The following is a 25643-nucleotide window of genomic DNA, read 5'->3' on the forward strand; positions in this document are numbered from 1 at the left end:
ACCAGCAGGGTCACTTTGTGGACCATCGTTGCCACGCTCGGTTCAACTGCCGTTTTTCATAGGAGCAGCATTAGGTGCAACATAAAATGGTCCTAAAGAAATGAAAAGAGCAGCTGCTAGAATAGATCGTAGCAGTGTTTGTAAACCCACCCGGATGCACGTCTGGTTATAATTCAGCAGGTGCTAAGCCCATTTTGTTGTACCATCCGGTGATCGTCGGGTTATCCTCCCTAAATTAATTTCTCCTTAATCCCGGCCAGGTACCCCAAATTCTTTTCTGAAGGTGGAGACTGATTGAACCGATTAGAGTATTTTTATAGCACAACCCTTGCAAACAAGGTTCAACCAATTACTGCTGCCATAACAATGGGCTTTGATTATTACCAGGTTGTCGAAAGGGCAACATCAATCGTTCAATAGGCCGGTATTTGGGATGCGCAGATTGAGCACCTTGCTTTACCTGGGAATATCTGGTAGATACACCTTCAACTAATTTTTCGGGTGGGTCAATTGGATTAACCGCCTTTCACACTATACAGAGTATGAGAAAAAAGCTATTCCTTGCCGCGTTCTTATCAGCCATCTTATTTGTCGGGCAATTAAAGGCACAGGTTTGCGAATGGCGGATTGTAAATCCTACGTACAGTACTGCTGATCCAGATGGTGCTGGTCCGGCAAGGGGATCAGCAACTTTTACCATCCAATTACACACCGTCTCGGGTACGATCAATAATGTAAACACGATCTCCATGGGATGGAGCTATCAATCCGCTTTTGCCATGATCCCGGGCAACCCGGGCTGTAACGTGGTAAATAATCCCGCAAATGTCAGCGTTTCTCCTGCTTTTGCCAGCGCCGGGTTTGCTTTTACGACCGTAAATCAATGCGGTACGTTTACCCAAACTGCCGGTGGCCAAACATTCGACAGGAGAACTGTTGGTACAATGGATGGTACAGGCATCAACCTTACTACAGGCTGGATAGATGTGTTTACAGTTACCCTATGGACGCTGGGTACTACTGCACCTGAAGGGGGCTATGTAATCATCAACTCCGGCGCAGGCGGTACGCCCGGACCCTTCCCGACTTATGCGGTTGCTAATGTTAATGCCAACGAATTTGTTGTTAATTCACTTTCTTATAATAACCCTGTTCCATTAGGCTCGGGATCCCTCCCGGTAACACTTGCCAAATTTGAAGCAACCTGCTCATCGAATTTCGCGGTCGTCAGCTGGCAGACGCTAAGCGAAGAAAACAGTGACCACTTCGAGATTGAGCGGAGTACCAACGGAATAAACTGGCAGCTCATCGCAAGTCGCCCGGCAGCAGGATCCAGTGCTACAGCACGCCAATACGAATACGTTGACCCATCTCCAATTGCTCCTGGCTATTACCGCTTGAAACAAATAGATAAGGACGGAAAGTTTAGCTACTCCGGCGTCGCAAAAACAACCTGCACCAGCAAGTCTCCACTACTCGTTCTTTATCCTGTTCCTGCAACAGATGTAGTAAATATTACGCTTACAATTGAGCAAGGCAGCAGGGTTAGCTTTAAAATACTTGACGTTACAGGAAAGGTATATAGTTCTTCCAGCCGCGACCTGGTTAAAGGTGAAAACCAGGTACAACTGAATGTTTCCAGGTTTAGTTCGGGGCAATACATCTTAAGTGTCCAGGACGGCGAAAAGGTATATACTGAAAAACTCCTGATCAAGTAGCGCTCAGCAATACCATGGCTCAAACGAATACATTGCGGTACAAACGCGCTATGTTTTCAGTATTAAAATTTGCGCCGCAAGAAGATTACTTAAGCAAAGCACGGTATACCATTCCGCCTTCCAGGGCTATCAACTGCCCGGAACAGCTTTGTCCTTTTTAGTAAGTAATTTGTCGGTTAAATCCGGCCATAAATGAATCCTGGAAAGAGCGTCTTCTTTGTATTATCCAGTCTGCTTACCATCCTATTGTTTGCTGCCAGCCTAGCAGGATCAGCGCAGGCTATGCGGCAAAGCCAAATTGCGATTTTAAACACTAAAACCCCAGGTGCTTTTCCCGTTGTTGCTGCTAGCGTTGCCGCCGGCATTTATGTTGATAGTGCTGATGCTGTTGTCGTTAAAATCGCTGCCGAAGCATTCAAGGCTGATGTTGCACAGGTCTCCGGTTTGTCGCCTTCGATCAATACAGGTGCCGTAAAAGGTTATGCATTAATTTTTGGTTCAGTTGAACACAGTAGCCTGGTAAGGCAGCTCGTGCAAAACCAGAAACTTGATGTTTCCGCCATCCGCAACAAATGGGAAACGTTTAGCATTTCGGTGATTGATAACCCGATGCCAAATGTGCAGCAGGCGCTGGTAGTTGCCGGCAGTGACCCGCGTGGAACAGCCTTTGGAATTTTCGAACTTTCCCGCATGCTTGGGGTGCAGCCCTTTACATGGTGGGCCGATATTGTTCCTGAAACCCGGAAGGAGCTTTTTGTAACTAAAGGAATGCATATTGTTGGCCCTCCATCCGTGAAATACCGGGGTATCTTTATCAACGATGAAGATTGGGGACTTCGACCCTGGGCAGCTACCACCTTCGAGCCTGAAGCAGGCGACATAGGTCCGAAAACATACGCAAAGGTTTTTGAGCTATTGCTCAGGTTAAAGGCTAACCTGATATGGCCGGCAATGCACCCTGGCACAAAGCCGTTTTATCATTACCCCGGCAACAAAAAAGCAGCAGCAGACTATGCCATTGTCGTGGGTTCATCACATGCCGAACCAATGCTGCGAAACAACGTAGGAGAGTGGAACGAAAAAACAATGGGACACTTCAACTACCTGACCAATCGGGATAGCGTACACAGGTATTGGGAAGAACGCGTAAAAGAGAGCAGCGGTAATGATGCTATATATACCCTGGGTATGCGAGGCGTTCATGATAGTGGAATTGAAGGAGTGAAAACACCCGGGGAAGCCGTGCCACTGCTGGAACGCATTATCAGGGATCAGCGCACGATGCTTGAAAAATTTGTCGGGAAAGATGTTACCGCGGTTCCGCAGGTATTTACGGCTTACAAAGAAGTGCTCGACATTTACGACAATAACCTCAAGATCCCGGACGATGTAACGCTCGTTTGGCCCGACGATAACTATGGATACATACAACGGCTGAGTACCGCTTCGGAACAGCAGCGACGTGGCGGCTCGGGAGTGTATTACCATGCTTCGTATTGGGGTCGTCCGCATGACTACCTTTGGTTAAGCAGTACCCACCCGGCCCTGATCAGGGAAGAGATGATGAAGGCTTATGAGATGAAGGCTGACCGGCTATGGGTGTTGAACGTTGGCGATATCAAGCCTTTGGAGTACAACATCGAAATGTTTATGGACATGGCGTTTGATGTCACTCCGTTTCGCGACAGCAGGTATTCCAAAACCCACCTGTTCAATTGGGCGACTAACACCTTTGGTAAAAAACATGCAGCTAGCATCAGCGAGATCTTATGGAAGTACCATCAACTCGCATTTGAACGCCGGCCGGAATTCATGGGATGGAGCCAAACCGAACCTACCACCAGGACCCATTACACTTCCTATAATCATTATTCGTATGGCGACGAGGCTCAGCAAAGGATCGACCGTTACGAGGTACTTGAGCAGCAGGTAAAGGCGCTCAGGGAAAAGGTGAGCAAAAAAAACCAGGATGCTTTTTTTCAGCTCGTTTATTACCCGGTAGTTGGTGCATCCCTGATGAATAAAAAATTCATTTACCGCGATAAAGCTTACCTCTATTCGCTTCAAAACCGGTTGAGTGCTCTTGATTTTGCACGTATGTCGCAAGCTGCTTATGATAGCATAGTTTCGGAGACGCACTTCTATAACAACAGGATCGCGAGTGGTAAGTGGAAAAATATGATGTCTATGGCACCACGAGCATTGCCGGTATACCAGCCGCCGGTGCTGCCCGGCATCAAGATCAACAAGGGTGGCAGGTGGGGTGTTGTAACAGAAGGATTAACTACGAGCGATAGTACCTTACCTGCTGCGGCTCAGCTGGAGCTACCTGCTTTTGACAGGGGGCAACCTCAGCGATCCTTTATCGACCTGTTTTTGCAGGACGAAGAAACCGTTAGCTGGTCGGCAAAAACATCGGCTAACTGGATCAAGCTTAGCAAGCAGAACGGGGTGCTTACAACCCTGTTTGGGAAAAAAGAAGTTCGGGTATGGGTGAGTATAGATTGGAAAAATGCGCCCAGCCAGGAGGCGCCGGCTGGCTTTATCACTTTTGTCGGCGCAGGCAAAGAGTTTAAGGTTGAGGTAAAAACGGGGAATCAGGCTTGTGCGTTTATGGGATCAGGGAGTTTTGTAGCGCAGAATGGCTACGTTTCAATTTATGCATCAGCTTTTACCAGGCAAACCAACCCGGGCCGGTTGAGCTGGCAAATAATTGATGGATTGGGGTATACCGGGAAGTCGCTGCAGGTTTTGCCACTAATTACACCAGCAGCTACATCTGGTAAGCTGGAAATCAACAGCGGCCCCCGGGTGGAATATGACTTCTGTGTTAGCAGCGAGAACAACGCAGAGTTGATCGTATTTACTTTGCCGACGCACCCCTTGAACAACAATCATGGTATGCGCTACGCGGTTTCGCTGGATGATGGCCCAATTAAAATCATTGATTTTAGAACAGTAGGGAGGAGTGAAGAGTGGAAGCAAAATGTACTTCGTAATACCGCATCGAAAACGGTCGCTCTAGGCAAGCTCAACAGGGGTAAACACACCTTAAAGATCCACGCTGTTGACCCGGGTGTTGTGCTGGACAGGATCATCATCAACTTGGGTGGTTATCATGGAAGTTATAGCGCAATCCCGCAGACGATCCCGAACCACAACATCAGGAACGCTCCGCAGGCCAGCCGTTGATGAACCTGTCGGGCTTTAATCCGGCTTAATGCGCACCAGGAAAAAAATGGAAAAAACATGTTAGTTGACTAAACAGCCGGGTTAATAAACACCACCATATTTTTGGATCTATGTAGAGCTTCTGCAACAGGTGAAAGATACCTGCCAACTGGCACGTAACCTGTCTTTTTTTCCATGATAAGTATTGAAGAAAAGGTGCGAACGGTAAGATACTGTGAGCCAATATCTTGAAAATTCAGGCCTACTGCAAGCCCGGTGATCCAAAATCAATCGATGATCAAGTCACCACTTTTTCGATAAAGACTAAAAAAGGTATAATTATTTTAAATTATATGAAATACCACAAAAAAGTATTTTATGGAAAAAATGAAGGATTTAAAAGCCTTGTTACAGCACGACGTGTAGATGCTGTATTCAGCTGAAAAGCAGTTGGTTGAGGCAATGCCTGCAATGGCTGCGCGCGCAACAAACCCTGCTTTGAAACAGGCGCTCGAAGAACATTTGCGCGTAACGGAGAACCAGCTGCGACGTATAGAACAGGTCAGGGATTTGATTGGGGCGGAACCGGAGTCGGTAACCAAATATTCTGGTTTTCTTGCAACGGTAATGGGCGGCACCAAATGCAAAGGAATGGAAGGACTGATTGAAGAGGGCCAGAAGGTGATGGCTGAAAACCTTGAAGATGAAGTTATGGATGCTGCTATTATTGGCGGGAGCCAGAAAATTGAACACTTTGAAATAGCAAGTTATGGTACCGCGCGTACCTATGCTGAGCAACTCGGATTAACTGAGGCGGCCCGTTTGCTTCAGCAAACATTAGATGAAGAATATCGCGCTGACGAGTTGTTGACGACGCTCGCTGTTTCAACGGTAAACATCCAGGCAGAATTGAGTTCCTAAGCGGATTGCTTTGTTGTGATTTGAACATGTATCTTTTAAACCATTCTGCACAAGAATGGTTTTTTTATGGCCAATTTCAATCGTAGAAGAGCTTCTGTGATCGTGCCATGGTATTGCAAATTCGACTGGTAAGGATTACGTTAGTTACCGTGACTGAGGTTGGTAGCAGAAGCAAGTGATTAAACACTTACCCAGGGCAGATCTTTTATCCCTGGCCACGCAGTAGACATACGGTGGCGGGTGTAAGCATTATCGTATACGCTTGCTACACTTACTTCGGGGAAGTATTCGGTGCCTACCCCTTCTGATATAAACAAGGCATTGAAACCGTACCTGTGCCCACCTACGAGCCGGTAGCCTTTTGTCTTCAGCAGTTTTTGCATAGCCAGCAGCGACGCACCCCGAAATTCGTGGTGCACTTCACTGCTCATGTTAAAATCGGATTTATAGGGGATCGTAAGGGCGAGATGTGCGGGTATGACATTATGAGTTTCGCAAATAATTACGCGTGGTTTAACCACGGTAATGGCCTCCATGATGTGGTAGTCGTTCCCATCGATATCGAGACTGAGCAGATCGATTTCGCCCATAAAACCATTATTGGTAATAAGCTGGTTGATGTTTTCACGGGTAATCCATGCCTGCCTGAAAGCCGGCGGGTACAGCCAGGTGGATTGATTCGAGCGAAAGAAGCGATTGCCTTGTTCCACAGCAGCGGCATCGCCATCAAACAGCAAGCCGGTCCAGCCATGATTGATAACAAGATTTGCCGCCATACATTGTATACCATCGCCGGCGCAGATTTCTACTACCTGTTTGTTGGTTGTGCCAATAACAGAAAAGATGTATAAGAGGATTCCATCTTCTTCAAACTGCGAGTACACTTTGAAGCCAACATCAGTAAACCGCGGCATCTCTGCCGCCGATAAGGTTTTCTTCATCAACCGGTATTGATTGGCCAGTTGCACCTGTTGAACCTGTGAATAGTCTTGCTGATGTTGCGCCAATATTCCACCCAGGGCAGTTTTAACCTTGGCCTTAATCTTACTGATCATGTTGTTTATGGTGAGCTTTAAAGCATTTGTAAAGAGGATATTATGCTAAGTTACCGGCAAGCGGCTAAAGCTTTGTTGTGATAGATTTGCATGCTTTTTAGCTGCCTGTGTTAAGACTAATCAAAAAGCTTGTTCAAAGCTTGTTATGTTCTAATCTATGCGGCTGAGCGCGAAATTGGGAGCCGCTATATCGATTTCCGATCTTCTCCAAAGACTCCCTCGTTTTCACAAGTCATTCCTTTTTCCCCCAGTACCTTAATACCCAATACCTTAATACCCAATACCCCAATACCTCAATACCCCAATACTTAATACCTCAACACCCAATACGTTACGCCAAACTACCCGTAGGAACAAGGGGTAAGTTTGTTAGTGCCACACCGGTAGCATCGAGTATGGCGTTGCGGATAGCGGGTGCTATACCCAGGATAGCGGCTTCTCCCGCCCCGGCTGAAGGAAGATCTTTACGATCAATGGTGACAATTTCAATCTTGGGCATATCACTAAATCGTGGAACCCGGTAACCCGTTAAGTCCGGGTTTAAAATTTTACCTTCCTTAAAATCAATTGCTTCAAACAGGGCTCCACCAAGCCCCTGTACAATGGACCCCATCACCTGGTTTTCGAGGTGTAATGGGTTAACAATGGCGCCGCATTCGAATGCCTGGGTAACCCTGACAACCTTAACTTCTTTGTCGTTGTTTACATATACTTCTGCACAGGTGGCAACATAACCACCCTTTTCGTACCCGCAGGCCAGGCCAAAACCCTGACCGGTAGTCTTTGTTGTGTTACCCCAGCCAAAACGTTTTGCAGCCAGTTCTAAAACAGCTTTAAGCCGTACGTCATCAAGGTTTTTTAACCTGAACGCCAGTTGGTCCATTTTTACCTGCCTGGCCATATCTGTCATATGCGACTCGCGGGCAAATACATTTGCTGTTGATGCCAGGCCACGGTAGGAGCCTTGTTTCAATGGTGAATCGGAAGGGAAATGCACGATCTCGTGGTTGGCGATGTTGTATTGGGTACTAAGACCGGCACCGCCGGAATTATAATTCTGAAACTTCCAGGCTGTTATCGTTCCATCGGCCTTTAATCCACTTTCTACCTTAATGACACCACCTGGCCGGAAGTAGGCCCAGGTAAACTCTTCTTCCCTGGTCCAGACAAGCTTGACCGGTTTACCGGCTACCCGGGAAATGCGGGCCGCTTCTATAGCTGCTTCGCCACTGTGTTTGCCACCATAACCGGAGCCCGTATCGGGCATAATTACCCGAACCTTTTCTTTGGCAACATTAAATACACCGGCAAGGTCGTCCTGCACCCCAAATGGTCGTTGGGTACCCGTCCATACGGTAAGTTTGCCATCGACCCACCGGGCCAGTGCTGCCCTGGGTTCCAAAGGAACGTGGGCAATATAATTGATATGATAGGTTCTATCTTGTGTAAAGTCGGCCGCAAGCAACCCATCACGGATGTTTCCCTTGCTGTTTGGTGCGTTCCTGCCGCCGCCAGGTTGACTGGTTTTTACGAGGTAATCAAAAACGGTAGCGGTGGAGGGCTGTTCGTGATTTTCCTGCCACTTCGCATCGATCGCTTGAAGGGCTTTTCGTGCAGTAACCGGGTCGGTGGCGGCTACACCAACAAAGTCGCCCTCGTGTACGACTGTTACGCCCGCTATTGCCTTTGCGCTTTTCGTATCAACGGAAACAAGCCTTGCATTATACGAGGGTGCGCGCAATACTTTTCCATATAACATCCCCGGCAGCTTCATATCTGAAACGTACTGGTGTTTGCCGGTGAGGAAAGACTCGCCATTAACCTTAAGAACTGTTTTGCCTGCTACCTTCCAGTCTTTTGCTGCAGTAACCTGGGCCTGGTCGGATATGGGTAAGAGCAGCTGCTGACCTTTGGTGATTTCACCGAAGCCAAGTTTTTTGCCGGTTGCGGTATTTAGCACAAAGCCGTCCTCGGCCCGGAGGGATTTTATTTCACTGTTCCATGATTTGGCAGCCATATCAACAATGACTTCCCTTGCTGTTGCAGCAGCTTTGCGTAGCTGTGTTCCCATTTGTGGTGTGGTCCGGCTGCCAAATGTTCCTGCGTCAAAGGGTACGAGATCGGTGTCGCCCATGATCATGGTGATAGAAGCTATGGGTACTTTCAACTCTTCGGCAACAATTTGAGAAAGAGAAGTCCGGATATTTTGGCCCACTTCTACTTTGCCGGTATACACGTTTACCTTGCCATCTTCACCGATATGGATCCATGCCGCAACCTGGCTGGCCGGTACCGATGGCGGCATAGACACTCCGCCCTCATCAGCAAATGAAAACAGGTCGTGTAATACAAATGCGACTGCAAGGCCGCCGCCAAAAAGTTTGAAGAATTTACGCCGGTCAATGACGGACTGAACAGCAGCCTGTTCCGGGAGTTCCCCGGCGAATGGCTCGTAGGGATGTGGTAATTTGTTCGGGTCTTCCATTGCCAGACTTTTTATGGCTTTGATGCCAGTTTGATTGCATTTACGATATTGGGGTATGTTCCGCAGCGGCAGATGTTGCCATTCATAGCGTTTACAATCGCGGTTTCAGTGGGAGCGGGATTGCTGTTCAATAAAGCAACTGCCGACATAATCATTCCCGATGCGCAGTAGGAACATTGGAATGGATCAGCAGCAAGAAAGCTCTGCTGGACAGGATGCAGTTTGCCGTTTTTAGCAAGACCTTCGATTGTGATGATTTCTTTACCTGAAACTGCACTAACAGGTGTTATACACGACCTAGTTGGTCGCCCGTTTACGAGCACCGTACATGCACCACAGGCACCTTCGCCACAGCCATATTTAGTACCGGTAAGTTCGAGTTCGTTTCGTAAAACACTAAGCAGTTCCACGTCCGCATCAGTTGTAACTTCCTGCTTTACGCCATTGATATGTAAAACCATGTTTTGACCTTTTGTTCGGCAAGTGAATTTACAACATCATTTGAAAACTATCTGCTCCCGGGTTCAATCTGGGGGATCAATGCTTCCGTTGATTGAAGTGCGCGTATTTGCGTGTTTCCGCCAACTGCTCAGCAATGCCACCAATGCCCCTTGCAGTAATCGTTTAATGGCGCACGAGGCTGCGTGAGGGATTGCGTGGAAAGCCCGCACACGAGGCACGAGTGGGCGGCTTGGAACAAAAGCCCGACCCCCAACCCCTGTTGGGGGGCACGCCCAAAAGACAATAATAAATTCTACTCACGGGAATGTTGTGCAGCCTAATTTTAATAAGAGCAAAGTGACTATTATGAAAAAGATGTTTTCCCTGGTTTTTACAGTAATTGGAATGTTCGCGCAGGGGCAAGTGTACAAGAAATCAGCCCCATTGGCCCATACTTACTCGATAGTTGCCCGGGATAGTGTAACTGGTGAAATGGCGATTGGTGTGCAGAGCCACTGGTTTAGTGTAGGCACAGCGGTACCCTGGGCCGAAGCGGGGGTTGGTGCCGTAGCCACCCAGTCGTTTGTTGACAAGTCGTATGGGCCAAAAGGGCTCGCACTACTAAAAAAGGGTATGACCGCCCGGCAGGTGCTTGATAGCCTGTTGATTGCCGACGAAGGAAGAGACGTTCGGCAGGTTGCGATTGTGGACAGCAAAGGAAACATAGCAGCGCACACGGGCAAAAAGTGCATTCAATATGCATCGCACCTGGTTGGTGATGGATTTAGTGTGCAAAGCAATATGATGCTGGGCAACAAGGTTAACGACTATATGTATGCTGCTTTTAAACAATCGGCCGGCAAACCGATTGCTGAGCGGGTATTGCTCGCAATGGAAGCGGCTGAAAAGGCGGGTGGCGACATCAGGGGAAAACAAGCTGCTGCCTTGATTGTGGTAAAGGCGGAAACCACCAGTGAACCCTGGAATGAGCGCACAACAGACCTGCGCGTGGATGATCACCCGCTACCCCTAAAGGAATTGAGGAGGTTGTATAATGTGCACCTTGCTTACCTGCACATGAACAATGGCGATCTTGCTGTAGAAAAAAATAATATGCAGCTGGCTATGGATGAGTATAATGCAGCTATGAAAATGTTTCCCGCCAATCTTGAAATGAAATACTGGACAGCGGTTACGTTGGCAAACAACAAGCAATTGGGTAAGGCCATGCCTATGTTTAAAACCATTTTTGGTGCAGATAAAAACTGGAAAGAGCTGACAAGGCGACTGCCGGCGGTTGGATTGTTGACCGTGCCAGAACATGAACTTGCACAAATACTCAAACTGTAACCAGGGTTGCGCATACTGGTAATGCCAGCATTCGGATGACTTAATATGTACCTGGGTTTAATTTGAACAACCTGGTAGCTGATATGTTGTATTCGCTACCAGGCTGTTGGTGTTGGTCGGCGAACTTATTGACCCTGGTGCGGTGCTTAGCGTGAAATAAATTCCGGAGCACTGCAGGTAATGGCCGCTATTGTATGGATGGTATAGTTTTTCCTGTTCGACATTCATAAACTTAAACACAACAACATGTATAGATTAGCCTTGCTCGTGATCGGGTATACCTGCATATTCGCCTCGTGCGGATCAAATTCTTCTATGGATGGAACCACCGCGTCGGGTGGGGACAGCGCAGGAGGACCTGTTGAAACCAGGAAGCCCAACTCGGATTATAAGCCTGCTTTTGCCGGCCAGACCCGGGTGGCAGGTGTAAAGACGACCACCCCGTATGAAGGCACTGCGATAAACCGGAGTTTGAAAAGACCATGGGGAATAACCAGTTTACCCGATGGGCGATTGTTGATAACGGAGAAAGAGGGTGTAATGCGAATAGCTACACCTGCAGGTCAGCTTAGTGAGGCCATTACTGGAATACCACCTGTAAATTCCGGTGGACAGGGTGGCTTGCTTGGTATTACCGTAGATCCTGACTTCACAAGCAACCGAATGATTTATTGGGTATTTTCTGAAAGTACACCACAGGGAAACCTGACGGCTGTTGCTAAGGGGGCATTATCGGCAGATGAAAAGCGTGTTGAAAATGCCGCAATCATATACCGGGCAACACCGGCCTATCCTAACAACATGCACTATGGCGGACGCATACTTGTTGATAAGTCGGGCAATCTTATTGTAAGTACAGGTGAACGCTCGGACCTTGAGACCAGGCCGCAGGCCCAGGAACTTAACTCTGCCCTTGGCAAAGTGGTGAGGATAGACAAAAACGGGCAGCCAGCAGCTGGTAATCCCTTTGTGGGTCGTGCCGGTGCAAGGCCGGAACTGTATTCTTATGGGCACCGGAATGTTCAGGGGCTGGCATTTCACCCGGCGACCGGTGATCTTTGGGAGAGTGAAATGGGCCCAAGGGGAGGCGATGAGATCAACCTGGTTTTACCTGGGAAAAATTATGGCTGGCCCGTTATCGGGTACGGGCTGGAGTACAGCGGACAAAAAGTAGGTTCAGGTATTACGACCCGGGAAGGGATGGAACAACCTGTTTATTACTGGGACCCGGTGCTTTCGCCAAGCGGGATGACTTTCTACAGCAGCGATACCCTGGTGGAATGGAAAAATAACCTGTTTGTTGCAGGATTAAACAGCAACCACATTGCAAGGTTGGTGATCACAAATAATAAAGTGGTTGGAGAGGAGCGCCTGCTCGCCGGGGAAGGGCAGCGTTTCAGGGATATTACGCAAGGCAGAGATGGGGCTTTATATGCCGTTACTGATGAAGGGCGACTCTACCGGATCAGCAGAAAATAGGCAGAACAACGATCGGTATTTGACTTAAAAAGTTAAGGGGCACGGCAGGCTTACGCATGCAGTGCCCCTTTGATATTCTATGCGTTTGAAGCTAAACTGATCGGGGTTTGTTAAGCGAGTCCCGGATTTCCATGAGCAGTTTTTCCTGTAAACTGTAAACAGGCGCCTCGGGTTCGGTGACGGCGTCTTCTTTCTTGCGCTTCATTGCGTTGATGGCTTTCAGGAGTAAAAACAGGATAAGTGCTATGATCACAAATTTGAGGATAGCGGCCAGCAGGTTGCCATATTTTACTGCGCCCCAGGTAAGTTTATCAAGGTCTTTTACCCCTGCGGCATCAAGAGCAGGCTGAAGCAATAATGGTGTAATTACGTCTTCTACAAGGGAAGAAACAATGGCACCAAATGCAGCGCCGATGATTACGGCAACCGCCAATTCTACTACGTTGCCCTTAAGCGCAAATTCCTTGAATTCTTTGACTACTCCCATTTAGCTCGTTTTTGGTGAACTACTAAAGTATACAATAATTTTTATCTGTTTAGCAGGGTGTACCATAACCTGAAAGCTATTGCCCGTATTCACGCCTGCTATTTTGGGCATGGGAAATTTAGCTGACTAATCTCCTGTATGGTATTGATTAAGATCATGTTCGGGCAATGATATTCTTAGTCTTTTTGCTTTCATACACACAAACAGAAAGCTATGGATACCCTTGAAGAAGCAATTGTAAGTGCTTACACCAAACCTGAACAAAGAGAGCAGCATTGTTGTAACAGGTGCGCAAACAAAACAGGAACACAAAATGCTCACTGCGGAAAAATCTATGCAATTGTTGAAGGCAAGCTACAGGAGACAAAGGTTCCTATTGAAGCGGTAACAAGACCTGCAGGTGTAGCCGGCCATCTTGATTCATAACGGCACCAATGTCGAGAGGTTGAAATCACCCGGTAAATACAAGTAATATGGAAAACGGTAATGAGATTGTTATCAGGGAGAATAGTTTAGTGATCGATGTGGAGCGGGCATTTAACCTGTACTATCCTTATCTAAAAATCGAGCTCACCGGGGCAAGTAATGCCTTACCCAACCTTAAAACTACACCTGTAAATCCCCGTAATACCATCAGCCAGCTGAGCCCGGGAAAGCTCCCCGTTAAACTTGATGTAACCAGTACCAGAACCGTGGCCGAGTTTGAGCAGGATATAAAGACATTACTGGGAATGCGGGTTAAAATTTCGCGTAAGTCCGGAAATGTTTGGAATACAATTTCCCTGACAGATAACTGGACCCTGGGCAATCAAAACAATGCGGGTGAATTTATATCTAAAGAAATGGCCGATCACCAGTTTTCCCAATCTGCTTAGGAGGATTGCAGGTGTACGATGTATTCCCAGGATGGATGAGATCGTAAAACAATAGCTGCAATATCAGTGTGGCCCACGGGATGCTTACCTTTAATCATGAAAAAAATTACTCCCCTGAAAAGAAGTAAACACCTGGTGGTTTTATCGAGGGACCATCACCAGGGATTACTGGTTGTTTGGAAGTTACGACAGGGGTTGGCCAATCATGTTGCCGCTGATACCCTCCTCGCTTTCCTGCGCCATGAATTCAGGCACCATCTTGAACCCCACTTCCAGATTGAAGAAAACCAGCTGTTTGGTGCATTGCCCGCTGATGATGCTTTAAAGTTAACGGCAGAGGCACAGCACAGCCAATTACGGCATTTAGCACGGGAAGCGGGAAAGATCCCTGAGGGTGGTGAAAACATTCAGGAGAACGGATACAAGTTAGCGGAAGCGTTTGCAATGCTCCTGGATGATCATATCCGCTTTGAAGAGCGGATACTGTTTCCACACCTTGAAAAAATGCTTACAGAAAGCCAGCTTGAAGCAATTGGCGCACAGCTTGAAAGTGAACATGCCCTAACCCAGGAAGTGCCATGGCAACAGCCATTTTGGCTTCGGAAATAAGCAGGACTTTCTCAACCGGGTTTAAGTATGATTTTGGGCAATATGCTTAGAAAGGAAACGCTGTTTAACTGACGCTAATTTTTAATTAAAACGGCAGGTTGCGTAGTTTTTTTTCATCTAGGATACCAATTTTACCCGGTTGAATATCGATGAGTTTCTCGTCCTTAAAGTCGGCAAGTGTACGAATCAGTGACTCTGTTGCGATTCCGATGGTTTGCGCCATGTTTTCCCTTGATAAATTGAGCACGGTTGCCTTAGGATCCTGCTGCCTGTATTTCTCCAGAAGTTGAACCAGGCCATAGGCAACCTTTTTTCGAAGACTGTTGTACGCCAGGTTAAATAATCGTTCTTCTTTCTCAGCGACACTTTTACTGAGTATTTTAATAAAAGTTGTTGCGGTATGAACATCCTGGGAGATAAACCGGATAAAGTCTTCTTTAGGTATCAACATTAGTTCACTGGCTTCAAGTACCTCTGCTTCGTCGGTGTAATTGCTGTCTTCCAGGATGGGTGCATAACCAAAGAAGTCGCCTGCACCATAGATGTTGGTGATGAACTCTTTGCCTTCGTCGTTTGTTCGCCAGGCTTTTACCTTACCCTTAATTACATAAAACACGGCGCGCGGTCGCTGCCCGGGTTTATACAAAGCTTGTTTCTTCTGGTAAGTGATAACCTCGCGTTCATCCGACAACAGTTCCACCTTTGCCGATAACCTTACGTCGGTAATAAACTGGTTGAGCTCTTCGGTTCCGGAAAGCTGCTCCCTGATACGATCGTTTTTCTTTAGCCGTACTTCAATTGCATTCAGAAGCTCGATACCATCGAATGGTTTTGTGATGTAGTCATCGGCACCCATTTCCATGCCTTTGCGGAAGTCTGCTTTCTCCGACTTGGCCGTTAGAAAAATAAATGGTATTGCAGCTGTTTCTTTGCGCTTGTTAAGCAGGTGATATACACCATAACCATCCAGGACCGGCATCATGATATCACAGACAATCAGGTCGGGAATTTCGTTGATGGCGAGTTCTACACCCAGCTTGCCATTTTCGGCGGTTAAAACTTCGTAGTTCGATAACCCTAAAATTTCCGCGGTGTTTTCCCGCACCTCGAGGTTGTCTTCAATAATCAGGATCTTTTTCTTCATTGCATTTGGTTATTGGGTAATGTAATGGTGAAAGTGGAACCCTGGTTTAGCGCGCTTTTTAGCCTGATGGTTCCTTTCAATAAATCCAGGTACCTGGAAATGATGTGCAGGCCAAGGCCCGTGCCCTGGATATTTGCGGCATTTTTCGCCCGGAAGAATCTTTCAAAAAGGTGTTGCTGGTCATCAACCGAGATCCCGATACCCTGGTCCTGTACACTTATTTCGAGCACATTATCCGAAGTGCTTGCCGTTATGATGATGGGTACTTGCGATGGGGAAAATTTGATGGCATTAGACACCAGGTTAATCAGGATATTTCGCAATAGTTGTACGTCGGTATAAACGGCGCAGTCAACCTTGCTGATCAGCTGTAATTTTTGTCCGGGTAATAGCATGGGTTCAAACTCCTGCAGCAATTCCGTAAGCATTTTCTCCAGGGTGCCGGCGGGTATATGTTCCATTCTAGTTTGAACAAGACCTTCTTCAAGTTTACCGAGGGAGAGAAAATCTTCAAGGATGTTTTTCATACCTGCAACTGCTCCCCGTATGCGTTGCAGGTGTTTTTCGGTTTTTGGATTCTGGTCGTCGCCAAGGTATTTTTCAAGCAAGTAGGTAGAAGAAAGGATGGTACTCAAAGGAGTTCTGAATTCGTGTGAGGCCATTGTTACAAAACGGGACTTCAGTTCGCTTAACTCTTTTTCTGTATCAAGGGCAACACTGAGTTCTTCTTTTGAATGCTCAAGTTCGGTAAGCGCCTCCCGGAGCATTTTGGTGCGGTCGGCTACTTTTTGCTCAAGGTCGGCATTTAACTTTTTTACTTCTGTGCTTACCCGCTCCAGTTCGCGGGTTTGTTCGAGCATCATGCTTTCATGCGACTTGCGTACGGTGATGTCGATTACAAAGGCAATTACGAATATCTGGTTGTTAACGGCATAGTGGCTAAGGCTCACTTCAACAGGAAAGGTAGAGCCGTCTTTCTTTTGCGCATACAAGTCGCGACCATGGCCCATGGAGCGTGGGGCTGGGTCGCGATAATATTGTTCGCGGTGGTTCACGTGGGTTTTATGAACCGCAGCAGGTAGGAGCACCTCTACGGTTTTGCCAATAACTTCGGCTTTAGGGTAACCAAACTGGCTTTCTGCATAGCTATTGAAGTTGATAATTTCGCCGGTATGATTGGTTACGACGATACCAATGGTAGCGTAGTTAAACAGGGCCTGAAACTGGTGGGCGTTATTGTAATTGGTATCGGTAATTTCCATAAACTTCCTTGGCTGAACCGGCAAATCAGCTACTCGTTTTACCCGTTCTTTAGCCGGCCAAAGTTATTGGATTTAGTTTGTGCGGTGGTACTAGCATTCAGCAAAATGTATGGGAACAACAACGATTGGATAACACTAGCGGCCTTGCCGGTAAGTGCATAACTGAGGTTGATAAAAGGTATCAAAAGTAAAAAGTCAACAGTAAAAAGTCAAAAGGGGCTGGTGCAACTATCGTGAGTCCGACCGGCAGGTAATACGGAAATTTCCACTAATCAATGTTTCAACTAATCAACCTGTCAACCAATCAACCATTCAACTTTCTTCCTCAATACCTTAATTCCCAATACCTCAATACCCAATACCCCAAACCTACATCAACCCTTCAATACCCATTTTAATGTAACATTACATTCCACACAAAACTTTAAATTGATGCGATGGCGTATACGAATGCTGAACTGAACAAAGCGGTAAGGTTCAAAGGGTTGCTCTGTGGTTCCATTGGTAACCTGGTAGAATGGTACGATTGGTATGCCTATGCTGCATTCGCCTTGTACTTCGCCCCGGTATTTTTCCCAAAGGCGATACAACTGTTCAACTGCTGAGCACGGCTGCCATATTCGCCGTCGGTTTCCTTATGCGGCCACTGGGAGGATGGTTATTCGGAACGCTTGCAGATCGGCGGGGCCGCAAAACTGCAATGACCATTTCGGTACTGCTAATGTCGTTTGGTTCTTTGTTGATTGCAATCACTCCTACTTACAATAAAATCGGCATTTTCGCACCCGCCCTGCTCTTACTTGCACGCCTGTTACAAGGCTTGAGTGTAGGTGGCGAATATGGAACTTCTGCCACTTATTTAAGCGAAATCGCCGGGCCTGGAAGTCGTGGTTTTTATTCCAGCTTTCAATATGTGACCTTAATCGGTGGACAACTGATCGCATTGGGCATACAGTTGCTATTGCAGCGGGTTTTCTTAAGTGCGGCCGAGTTGGAACAATGGGGTTGGCGGATACCGTTTTTTCTTGGGGCCATCCTCGCCATTGTAGCTTACTACCTGCGGCGGAATATGGAAGAAACAGTTGTGCCGGGCAATACCCCTGTTGCAGCTAAGCAACGGGGTTCCATCAGGGTGCTATTTCAAAAACATCCGCTGGCAGTAGTACAGGTTGTAGGGCTCACCCTGGGGGGTACGCTTGCGTTTTACACCTACACCACCTATATGCAAAAATTCCTTGTCAACACCGTACACCTTAGCCGGGACAGGTCAACCATCATTACTTTTTGGCTTATGTTAATTTATGCTGCACTTCAGCCTTTGTTCGGATGGTTAAGCGATCGCTATGGCCGTAAGCCCTTCCTGCTTGGGTTTGGCATCTTGGGAACACTTTGTACGGTACCCATACTAACTGCGCTGAGCAGCGCCGATTCGGAATGGAGCGCTTTCGTGCTTATCCTTACCGCGCTCGTAATTGTTAGCGGTTATACTTCTATCTGCGCCGTTGTTAAAGCTGAAATGTTTCCTTCAGAAGTCCGGGCACTTGGGGTCGGTCTGCCTTATGCAATAACGGTCGCGTTATTCGGCGGCACTGCAGAATACATTGCGCTATGGTTTAAAGATAAGGGCCATGAGTCGTATTTCTATTGGTATGTTACGGGCTGCATCTTCATCTCGCTCGTCACTTATGCGCTCATCCGCGACACAAAGGCAACGTCGCTGATGGATAGGGAAGTGGACCTTGCGGATAAGGGAAACACTACCGTGTAGCTGCTAATCACATTATTCATCCCGCTTGCTAAAAACCAATTCGATTTATAGATATCAATGAACTTACGCTTGTCGTTTGAAGAAGGGCAGGGAAGAGCGCAATCAATAGCATTACCTGACTTAAAGAACTTCGACGCACTTTCGACTGCTCGTTAAGATGGCGACCCGTAAGGGCAATGATGTTATAGACTGCAACCTGAGACTCGCCCATCTTTACTTCCATAAGTAAACGAAATTGATATTAGCATAAGTTATTTAAGCCGCTTATAAATATCCAGATTGCTGGTTATACAATGCGTTCTGCCGAAATTTGCGTTATGGAAACAGCGGCAGAATATCCGGTAAACCACATTCCGGAATTCCGGATAAAAATTGTTGCAGCACTATATGCCTATGGCATAAATCTGCCGAACGACGTCTACCAGCAGCTTTTGCAACAGGATCGTGATACGCTTACTGATGATCTTGAGCTTGTACTTAGTCATGCCATCCGCTATTATGACGATTTGCAACAATTGCCCCCGGCAAACACCTGGTTTGTATGGCATGCCCTTTTCCTGTTGAAGGACCTGGGTACCACACATAGCTTAGCACTGATTGCAGAACTGTTGAAGCAGGAAGAAGCGCTTATTCATTTTTATCTCGGCGACGAACCCGAGGATTTTATTCGTGATTTGCTCGCGTCGCTTTTCGGGACGCAATTACCAATGCTTGTAAACATTTTCGAGGCCAGGAAAAACGACTTCGTTGTCAGGTTTGCCATTCTGGAAGCCCTCCATCAAATTGCCGTTCGCGATCCGGAAAGCCAGGTTGCAGTAGAGGAATGCCTGAACAACCTGGTCAATTTTATTACTACACGGGTCGGTGCGGCCGATCTGTTTATTGAAGAGGTTACTGAGCATCTTCTGCAGATTATCGTGCAATTGAACTCCAAGTCGCTGATAGACAAGGTTCGCCCGTTGATAGAGGAGCATCAGCTGCCCTTGTATGAAGATTACACCCTGAGCAACTTTGAAGAATATTCCTATGCCGAACAAGCACCTGAACCCGGAAAGGTGCAGGTTAAATCCCGGAAGGAGCACTATGCAGAACGGGAGGCAGCTGCCCCCGCGAGCGGACTTGATCGCGCGGATGACGCCTATCCTGAAGTGATTGAATCCTTAAAGTTTCTTGACCAGGAAAAAGCGAAATCGAAGGGCTCATCCGGAACAGGTTAAGCAACTCCATATGTCCGGTGATGAGCGCGTACAGACCTGCCAGTCGGTATCATGGGTCCGGGCGGCCCTGTTCTGACTTTTCTTTCTGACTCTACTGTTGTGGCGTAGTATGCTCTTCTTTTTTGCGGCTTCAGCCACTATGGACTGTCGCATGCTAACGGCTTACAACAAATTGGTTCGAAATTATACCGGCAGCCGTTTGCAGCCGGCAGGTATAGCTACCAGCAGGCAATCCCGCAGGTTGGATGGAGAGTTGTTTTCGCTCACCTTTCTGAAGAACGCCTGCAAAGATCGATTGTGTGGTTCGACCCTGCATTTCAAAAAGTGTAACGCTGGTGAGTCCGCTAATGGGTGCAATGAAACTTATAGTGGCGTGGGTGCGCATGGGGTTTGGAAATACGTTTAAGTTGACGATATCACTTAATTTTTCCCGCATTTTACGATTCGCTGATAAGGGCAGGTCAGGACGACCATTGGCCTGGGTGGATCCAAGGAAGGCACCGTTGCCAATATGAACGGCGGCTGCATTCCTGGGTACACACAGGTCTCTGCCATCTTTAGAAAGCATTAGCTTATCTCCTTTGCTGTTGGCGTTGCCGCATGAAAACAGGGGTAAAACCTCGTAGAGCTTTTGGGCAATAACATAAGGATCAATCCCGGAAGCATTTGTTATTACAGCAATGGTCATTTTACGATCAGGCTGGTACATCATCAAGGAGCTATAGCCTGCAACACTTTCCTCGTGGCCGATGAAGTAGTCAGTGCTGCTGATCTTGTGGTTCGACCAAAGGCCATAGCCCAGGTGATTCCCGTTTCGGTCTGGTAATGACGATAATGAGTTCAACATCGTTTCGGTTGTTGACGCCGTTGTTGCCCTGCCTCCAAACAAAGCATTGCCCCATTCTGAAAGATCATCTGCATCTGAAGTGATTGCTCCACCGGCAAATGCAAGGGACACCAGTGCGTTCATTCTTAACCGGGTGATGTTGTTATGCGTGTTAGGAAAAGCAGGCGGGCTGCTCATCTTGAGACTCGGATGAAGTAGCTTGAAATCGTCGTGTGGGGCGGCACCTTGCTGCAACGTTTGCGCAACGAGATCCATTGATTTTAGCTTTAGTGGATCAAAGAACCTTTCCCGTAAAAGTTGCCCGAGTTTCCGGCCGGTCACATTTTCGATGATGGCGCCAAGAATCATATAGTTTGTGCTGCTATAACGCCGTGCAAGTCCTGGCGGGTTTACCTGTTTAACAAAAGGAAGTGCCTCGTACAAGTTCCATTGGTGCTTGGGATCCACGGCCACGGCGACCTGCAGTGCAGGCTCCGTTGTATAATCGGAAAAGCCGCTCTCATGCGCAAGTAATTGCCGGAGCGTAACGGATGGCACCAGTTGAGGGTTAACAATGTTCATCGGAAAATAGTCGCTTAGTGGGGCATCGGGATCTACCAACCTGGCTTCGGCAAGTTCTAGTACCAGCGCGGCGGTAAATGTTGTCGTCATAGCACATAAGCCGGAAATTGAAAAGCCGGTAAACTGGTTTTCGCCGCGAAGCAGGTTATTTTGTTCGTGCGTTGTACGCGCGGCTAAGCTTGTTGTACCCCGCCATTTGGCAAGACCGTCTACATTAATTACAACCTCCATTTCACCAACAAAAACCGGGGTTGAGTTATATTGAAAACTGTCAAAAACTTGTTGCAGGCGATTTTCTGTTGCTGGTGAAAAGCCTTGTGCAAAAATTTGCGGGTATAGTGTTAAGTGTGCGGGTAACAAGGTTACGGCACAGCATAGCCATTTACAAAACAGCCGTTTCATAAAAATAAATTAAGACATGTAGAAAGAATAAACTTCTAACGCAGGGAGTTTCGAGAGTGGAGATATCTGCCTATGTTAAGCTACGCTTTAATACTGGTAAATGCAAATAAAAGGAAGGTCAGTTTGAGGTAGTAAATTGAGCCAATTTGACAAAGCCTATCCGGCTACCGGGAATAAAGTAAATGGTTGGATAATAAGTGTTGTGGCATTAAATAAACTGCGATCAATGTCGTTTGATAAGAATATTTTTTGGGCTCAGCTTTATTGTTTCTATTAAGCATCGCTGCCCGCCCGGCTCCGCCAGTTGAACGCGCGTCGCACTCTTGTACTATAGCTACAATAGGCAGCTTTTATACACTGCAAAAGCTTAAGTAGACGACATTGATACAGATATTGAGAATGAAAGTGAACAGGTGATAAGTCGAACCTTTATAGGAGTGTGGTGCCGATAGTACCAGGCGATAGCAACTCACCTGGATCAACACTTGCAATCCTTAGTTACACCTTGGTAAGGTTAATGATTTCTCTTACCCGATTAACGATATGAAAACTGTTTCGCCCTTTTTTACGGGTATGGGCGTACGCACGATAAACGACTCAGAGCCAACCATAACTTCGGCTTCATAAGCGCTTCCTAAGAACAGCACTTCTATTACTTCTGCCTCCACCCCTTGCTCGCGTTTTTTGACCACTTCAAAATGCTCCGGTCGTACAAACATTTTCTGTTTCGAAACACTGCCCGCGGTTTCACTGATACCTCTGAATAAAAGTGGATTGACCAGGTTGTAGTTTCCAAATAGGGCGGCCACGTATTCGGTTTTTGGACCATAATAGATATCCCGGGGTGTTCCCTGCTGAACCAATTGTCCACTACGCATCACGATTATGTGGTCGGCCCAGGATAACAAGTCAAGCGGGTCGTGGGAGATGAGGATACACGTGATTTTTAGTCGTTCGCCAATGTCGTGAATAACAGCTTTAAGCAGCCGTTTATGGATCATGTCGAGGTTTGAATAAGGTTCGTCTAGCATTAGCAATTTCGGTGAGGTAACCAGCAACCTTGCAATTGCAATACGCTGTTGTTCACCACCAGACAGCGCATCTGTACGGCGATCCATGAGGTGGCTGATCCTGCATACATCATAGAGTATGGCGGCTTCATAGTCGCTCAACTGGTTTGCATATTCGAGCACCTGTGCAACCGTTAAAAACCGGGGGAGTTCGAATTGCTGCGACAGGTACTTTACACCGGGGTGCCCCGGGATCAATTGTTCTTCAGGACCAAGTACCCTTTCTCCAAGAAAAAAAACCTGGCCTTCGTCGGGCTGCATCAAACCGGCAATCACTTTAAGAAGGCTGCTTTTGCCGGAACCGGTTTCCCCCGCTATCGCAAGTTTTTGGTGTGCCTCCTGGTTCAAGGAAAAATCGCTGAGGACATCGGTTCCCGCCTGTTTTTTGCTGATCCCGGTAACGTTTAAGAAATCTATGGTCACATTTTATCGCTTTTGCTAACTAAGCTGTTCGCGCTAAAAATAGGATTGAATGCATAAATCCGGGGAATTCTTTTTCTTTTTTGCGATTGTTTGCTGAACCTAAAGCCTTCTGGACACCCATTTGTTGCCATTCACCCGTTTGAACCTGTGGAAGGCATTGCCGGGTTAGATTAATCCTGAAGACCTATAGCTGGTATTGTTTGCAAAGGTTATAGCAATAGTAGAATCCGGGTCGCTGAATTAAGCCTTACCCGTTCGAAGGCTGCTTCTCCCTTCGCTTTGCCATTCGTAAAGGGTTAAAAGCTCGAGCTGGAGGCCAGCAAGACATCCTTGAAAATTTCATAAGCCAATGGGGTGTAATGTTGTTATTAAGCCTTTCTTATGTCCGCGTATTTTCTCCGGTGCACGAGTGATTGTTGGTTGTCGCTGATTAACACGTCATGCGTCTGTAGCCACAACTGCATTCTTGTTATTGCCCGTTGCAGCTGTTCATCCGTAAGTTGAGCACCGGCATTTTTCTTCCGGTCGAGATGGTTGTACCAGCAGTCATCAAATAGCCAGTCGAGAATGATACGTGCAAAACAATGATTATACCTCACCGGATGCTGGTACTTTTGCGGAAGTTCAACATTAATGAGTTTTTTATAGGTATCTAGCAAATCGCTCATCGTTGTTTAGGTTCGCCGGGTTGTTCTGGAAACGCCGGTTGAAGTTTGCGGTCCGCGAAAATGGCAGGTAAATAAAACGAAATGAACCAGGTTAAGTTCACCTGGGGGCTTAAGTTTTTTAGGAATTCTTTTGGATGAACAAACGGGAACAAAAACCTTAACTGTCCACTAATTTCGGGCAGGTCACTAGTCAGAAGCCCCGGACACACCTGTGTTCCCGGCGTGGCCTGTGTACCAGGGAATACAATTTGATTACCTTGTACCCTTTACAACGGAGCTTTGCCATTTGATTATATGCCCTTTACCGGCATTGCCTTATTCGTAAACAACACCGCTATGCAAGCTACCGATATTCAGATACGTACAAAACCGGTTTTCAAAAAGGTTTTTCCCGATGAAAACCACAAGTTTCAACCCTTGCCAGCTCCTTGTGGCAACTGGCCATATTCGCTCGATATCAAACAGGTGCTTGAACTTCCGGACGATAATAAACTGGTCTTCCACATGGTTGGTGATACGGGCAGTGTGCGTGAGCCAACATTTCAACACCTTGTTTCAGCCCAGATGGTCAAACAAATTACAGCGGCGCCGGATCCCGCAGATAAACCACTTTTTTTGTACCACCTTGGCGACCTGGTTTACAAGTATGGCGAAGCCGAGGAATATTACCGCCAGTTTTTTGAACCTTACAAAAATTATCCAAACCCGGTATTTGCGATACCCGGCAACCATGATAGCGATATCAACCCATTAAACCCCAAACCATATAAAAGTCTCGATGCTTTTACCAGCGTATTTTGTGGTGAAGAGCCTCATGAAATCGAGTTGGCCGCGGAAACCCATCGAAGGAGTATGATTCAGCCAAACGTTTATTGGACCCTGCAGACCCCTGTCGCAACGATAATCGGCATGTACACCAATGTGCCGAAGTATGGGGTTGTCACGCCTGAGCAAAGGGATTGGCTCATATCGCAGCTACAATCTGCGCGTAAAGACATTGAAAAAGCCGTGGTATTATGTTTACATCATGCACCGTATTCCGCTGATGTCAACCATGGCTCCAGTCGCTATCTCGTTGACTTGCTTGAAGGGGTATTTTCCGAAGCCAGGGCAAAACCCGACATTGTATTTAGTGGACATGTCCACAATTACCAGAGGTTTAGTAAAAAGTATCCCGACGGTAAGGTGGTGCCCTTCATTGTTTCCGGTGGGGGAGGTTACGACGAATTACATCCCATAGCCGAACCAGGTAACCCGGGCTACGATGAGGACAGTCCCTTATTCGACAACGTTGCCCTTGAAAAGTATTGTGACCACCGGCATGGGTTCTTAAAGATTGCCATAGCAAAATCAGGCACTGGTCTGACCATCAACGGCGAATACTATTCTCTGCCGCATTCCATGTTAAAAGATGGTAGCCTGTCTGCAAAACTTACTGATGCGTTTGAAGTTGAAGTGAATAAAATTAACCATCCGGGAAATAGTGCACATTAGAAAACTTACACTATTTATGATACTTCGTATCGAACTACATCAATGGCCCGGCAACCTAACGACATAGTATTACTGGTGGGGTCAAGCCAACTTCTTAGCCACTCAACTATTCAAAGTAGCGATGCCAGACCGAAAGGCTTAAACAAAATGGTTAACGATTTGCTGCCCGTTAAAACTTTCTTCAAGTGATCACGCG

Annotated in this window: 21 protein-coding genes; 12 read left to right on the plus strand and 9 right to left on the minus strand. The window is 47.0% G+C overall.

Annotated features, from left to right (window positions below):
* Window positions 1-542: 542 nt before the first annotated feature.
* The 3 genes from EXU57_RS09470 to EXU57_RS09480 all read left to right on the plus strand — a co-directional run bounded on the left by EXU57_RS09470 (window position 543) and on the right by EXU57_RS09480 (window position 5810).
* Window positions 543-1718, plus strand: coding sequence for a T9SS type A sorting domain-containing protein (locus EXU57_RS09470; protein ID WP_133267949.1), 1176 nt, complete (start codon window positions 543-545; stop codon window positions 1716-1718).
* 192 nt (window positions 1719-1910) lie between these two features.
* Window positions 1911-4910, plus strand: a complete 3000-nt coding sequence (locus tag EXU57_RS09475) for a glycosyl hydrolase 115 family protein (protein WP_133267950.1) — start codon at window positions 1911-1913, stop codon at window positions 4908-4910.
* Window positions 4911-5315: 405 nt separating this feature from the next.
* Complete coding sequence (locus EXU57_RS09480; protein ID WP_207955444.1) at window positions 5316-5810, plus strand: ferritin-like domain-containing protein; 495 nt, start codon at window positions 5316-5318, stop codon at window positions 5808-5810.
* Window positions 5811-5989: 179 nt separating this feature from the next.
* On the opposite strand, the gene EXU57_RS09485 is transcribed toward EXU57_RS09480, so the two are convergent.
* The 3 genes from EXU57_RS09485 to EXU57_RS09495 form a co-directional block, all read right to left on the minus strand.
* The gene (locus EXU57_RS09485) at window positions 5990-6865 is read right to left on the minus strand and encodes an FkbM family methyltransferase (protein WP_133267951.1); all 876 of its coding nucleotides are present in this window, start codon (window positions 6863-6865) and stop codon (window positions 5990-5992) included.
* A 331-nt stretch (window positions 6866-7196) separates the two neighbouring features.
* Complete coding sequence (locus EXU57_RS09490; protein ID WP_207955445.1) at window positions 7197-9350, minus strand: xanthine dehydrogenase family protein molybdopterin-binding subunit; 2154 nt, start codon at window positions 9348-9350, stop codon at window positions 7197-7199.
* An 11-nt stretch (window positions 9351-9361) separates the two neighbouring features.
* Window positions 9362-9811 carry a (2Fe-2S)-binding protein gene (locus EXU57_RS09495; RefSeq protein WP_133267952.1) on the minus strand — a complete coding sequence of 150 codons (450 nt, stop codon included), beginning with the start codon at window positions 9809-9811 and terminating at the stop codon, window positions 9362-9364.
* A gap of 346 nt (window positions 9812-10157) precedes the next feature.
* On the opposite strand from EXU57_RS09495, the gene EXU57_RS09500 reads away from it, so the two are divergent.
* A complete protein-coding gene (locus tag EXU57_RS09500) occupies window positions 10158-11141 on the plus strand; it encodes a DUF1028 domain-containing protein (RefSeq protein WP_133267953.1) in 984 nt (327 codons plus the stop codon).
* A 246-nt stretch (window positions 11142-11387) separates the two neighbouring features.
* Window positions 11388-12620: a PQQ-dependent sugar dehydrogenase gene (locus tag EXU57_RS09505; RefSeq protein WP_133267954.1), complete on the plus strand. Its 1233-nt coding sequence runs from the start codon at window positions 11388-11390 to the stop codon at window positions 12618-12620.
* Window positions 12621-12711: 91 nt separating this feature from the next.
* Here EXU57_RS09505 and mscL read toward each other — a convergent pair whose 3' ends face one another.
* Entirely contained in the window at window positions 12712-13107 is a 396-nt protein-coding gene (mscL, locus tag EXU57_RS09510) for a large conductance mechanosensitive channel protein MscL (RefSeq protein ID WP_133267955.1), read from the minus strand.
* 213 nt (window positions 13108-13320) lie between these two features.
* Between mscL and EXU57_RS09515 the strand changes: the two genes are divergently transcribed.
* From EXU57_RS09515 to EXU57_RS09525, 3 genes are all read left to right on the plus strand, one after another.
* Complete coding sequence (locus EXU57_RS09515) at window positions 13321-13533, plus strand: hypothetical protein (protein WP_133267956.1); 213 nt, start codon at window positions 13321-13323, stop codon at window positions 13531-13533.
* Between the two features lie 47 nt (window positions 13534-13580).
* The gene (locus tag EXU57_RS09520; RefSeq protein WP_133267957.1) at window positions 13581-13982 is read left to right on the plus strand and encodes a hypothetical protein; all 402 of its coding nucleotides are present in this window, start codon (window positions 13581-13583) and stop codon (window positions 13980-13982) included.
* 96 nt (window positions 13983-14078) lie between these two features.
* Complete coding sequence (locus EXU57_RS09525; protein WP_133267958.1) at window positions 14079-14591, plus strand: hemerythrin domain-containing protein; 513 nt, start codon at window positions 14079-14081, stop codon at window positions 14589-14591.
* 85 nt (window positions 14592-14676) lie between these two features.
* Here the strand turns inward: EXU57_RS09525 and EXU57_RS09530 are convergent, their stop codons facing one another.
* Window positions 14677-15735: a response regulator gene (locus EXU57_RS09530; protein ID WP_133267959.1), complete on the minus strand. Its 1059-nt coding sequence runs from the start codon at window positions 15733-15735 to the stop codon at window positions 14677-14679.
* Complete coding sequence (locus EXU57_RS09535) at window positions 15732-16997, minus strand: PAS domain-containing sensor histidine kinase (protein WP_133267960.1); 1266 nt, start codon at window positions 16995-16997, stop codon at window positions 15732-15734. The genes EXU57_RS09530 and EXU57_RS09535 overlap by 4 nt, the downstream gene beginning before the upstream one ends.
* Before the next feature lie 437 nt (window positions 16998-17434).
* Between EXU57_RS09535 and EXU57_RS25585 the strand changes: the two genes are divergently transcribed.
* The 3 genes from EXU57_RS25585 to EXU57_RS09545 all read left to right on the plus strand — a co-directional run bounded on the left by EXU57_RS25585 (window position 17435) and on the right by EXU57_RS09545 (window position 19982).
* The gene (locus tag EXU57_RS25585) at window positions 17435-17602 is read left to right on the plus strand and encodes a hypothetical protein (protein ID WP_243745559.1); all 168 of its coding nucleotides are present in this window, start codon (window positions 17435-17437) and stop codon (window positions 17600-17602) included.
* Between the two features lie 32 nt (window positions 17603-17634).
* Window positions 17635-18765, plus strand: coding sequence for an MFS transporter (locus EXU57_RS09540; protein WP_243745558.1), 1131 nt, complete (start codon window positions 17635-17637; stop codon window positions 18763-18765).
* Between the two features lie 317 nt (window positions 18766-19082).
* Window positions 19083-19982, plus strand: a complete 900-nt coding sequence (locus EXU57_RS09545; RefSeq protein ID WP_133267961.1) for a DUF1186 domain-containing protein — start codon at window positions 19083-19085, stop codon at window positions 19980-19982.
* A 154-nt stretch (window positions 19983-20136) separates the two neighbouring features.
* Here EXU57_RS09545 and EXU57_RS09550 read toward each other — a convergent pair whose 3' ends face one another.
* The 3 genes from EXU57_RS09550 to EXU57_RS09560 all read right to left on the minus strand — a co-directional run bounded on the left by EXU57_RS09550 (window position 20137) and on the right by EXU57_RS09560 (window position 23953).
* Window positions 20137-21792, minus strand: coding sequence for a serine hydrolase (locus tag EXU57_RS09550; protein WP_133267962.1), 1656 nt, complete (start codon window positions 21790-21792; stop codon window positions 20137-20139).
* A gap of 527 nt (window positions 21793-22319) precedes the next feature.
* Window positions 22320-23285, minus strand: coding sequence for an ABC transporter ATP-binding protein (locus EXU57_RS09555; protein ID WP_243745556.1), 966 nt, complete (start codon window positions 23283-23285; stop codon window positions 22320-22322).
* A gap of 368 nt (window positions 23286-23653) precedes the next feature.
* On the minus strand, window positions 23654-23953 hold the full coding sequence (locus tag EXU57_RS09560) for a hypothetical protein (RefSeq protein WP_133267963.1): 300 nt from the start codon (window positions 23951-23953) through the stop codon (window positions 23654-23656).
* A gap of 336 nt (window positions 23954-24289) precedes the next feature.
* Here EXU57_RS09560 and EXU57_RS09565 point away from each other — a divergent pair, with 336 nt between their 5' ends.
* Window positions 24290-25447 carry a metallophosphoesterase family protein gene (locus EXU57_RS09565; protein WP_133267964.1) on the plus strand — a complete coding sequence of 386 codons (1158 nt, stop codon included), beginning with the start codon at window positions 24290-24292 and terminating at the stop codon, window positions 25445-25447.
* Window positions 25448-25643: the final 196 nt, after the last annotated feature.

This window comes from Segetibacter sp. 3557_3 (assembly GCF_004354985.1).
In the GTDB taxonomy this organism is placed as follows: Bacteria; Bacteroidota; Bacteroidia; order Chitinophagales; family Chitinophagaceae; genus Segetibacter.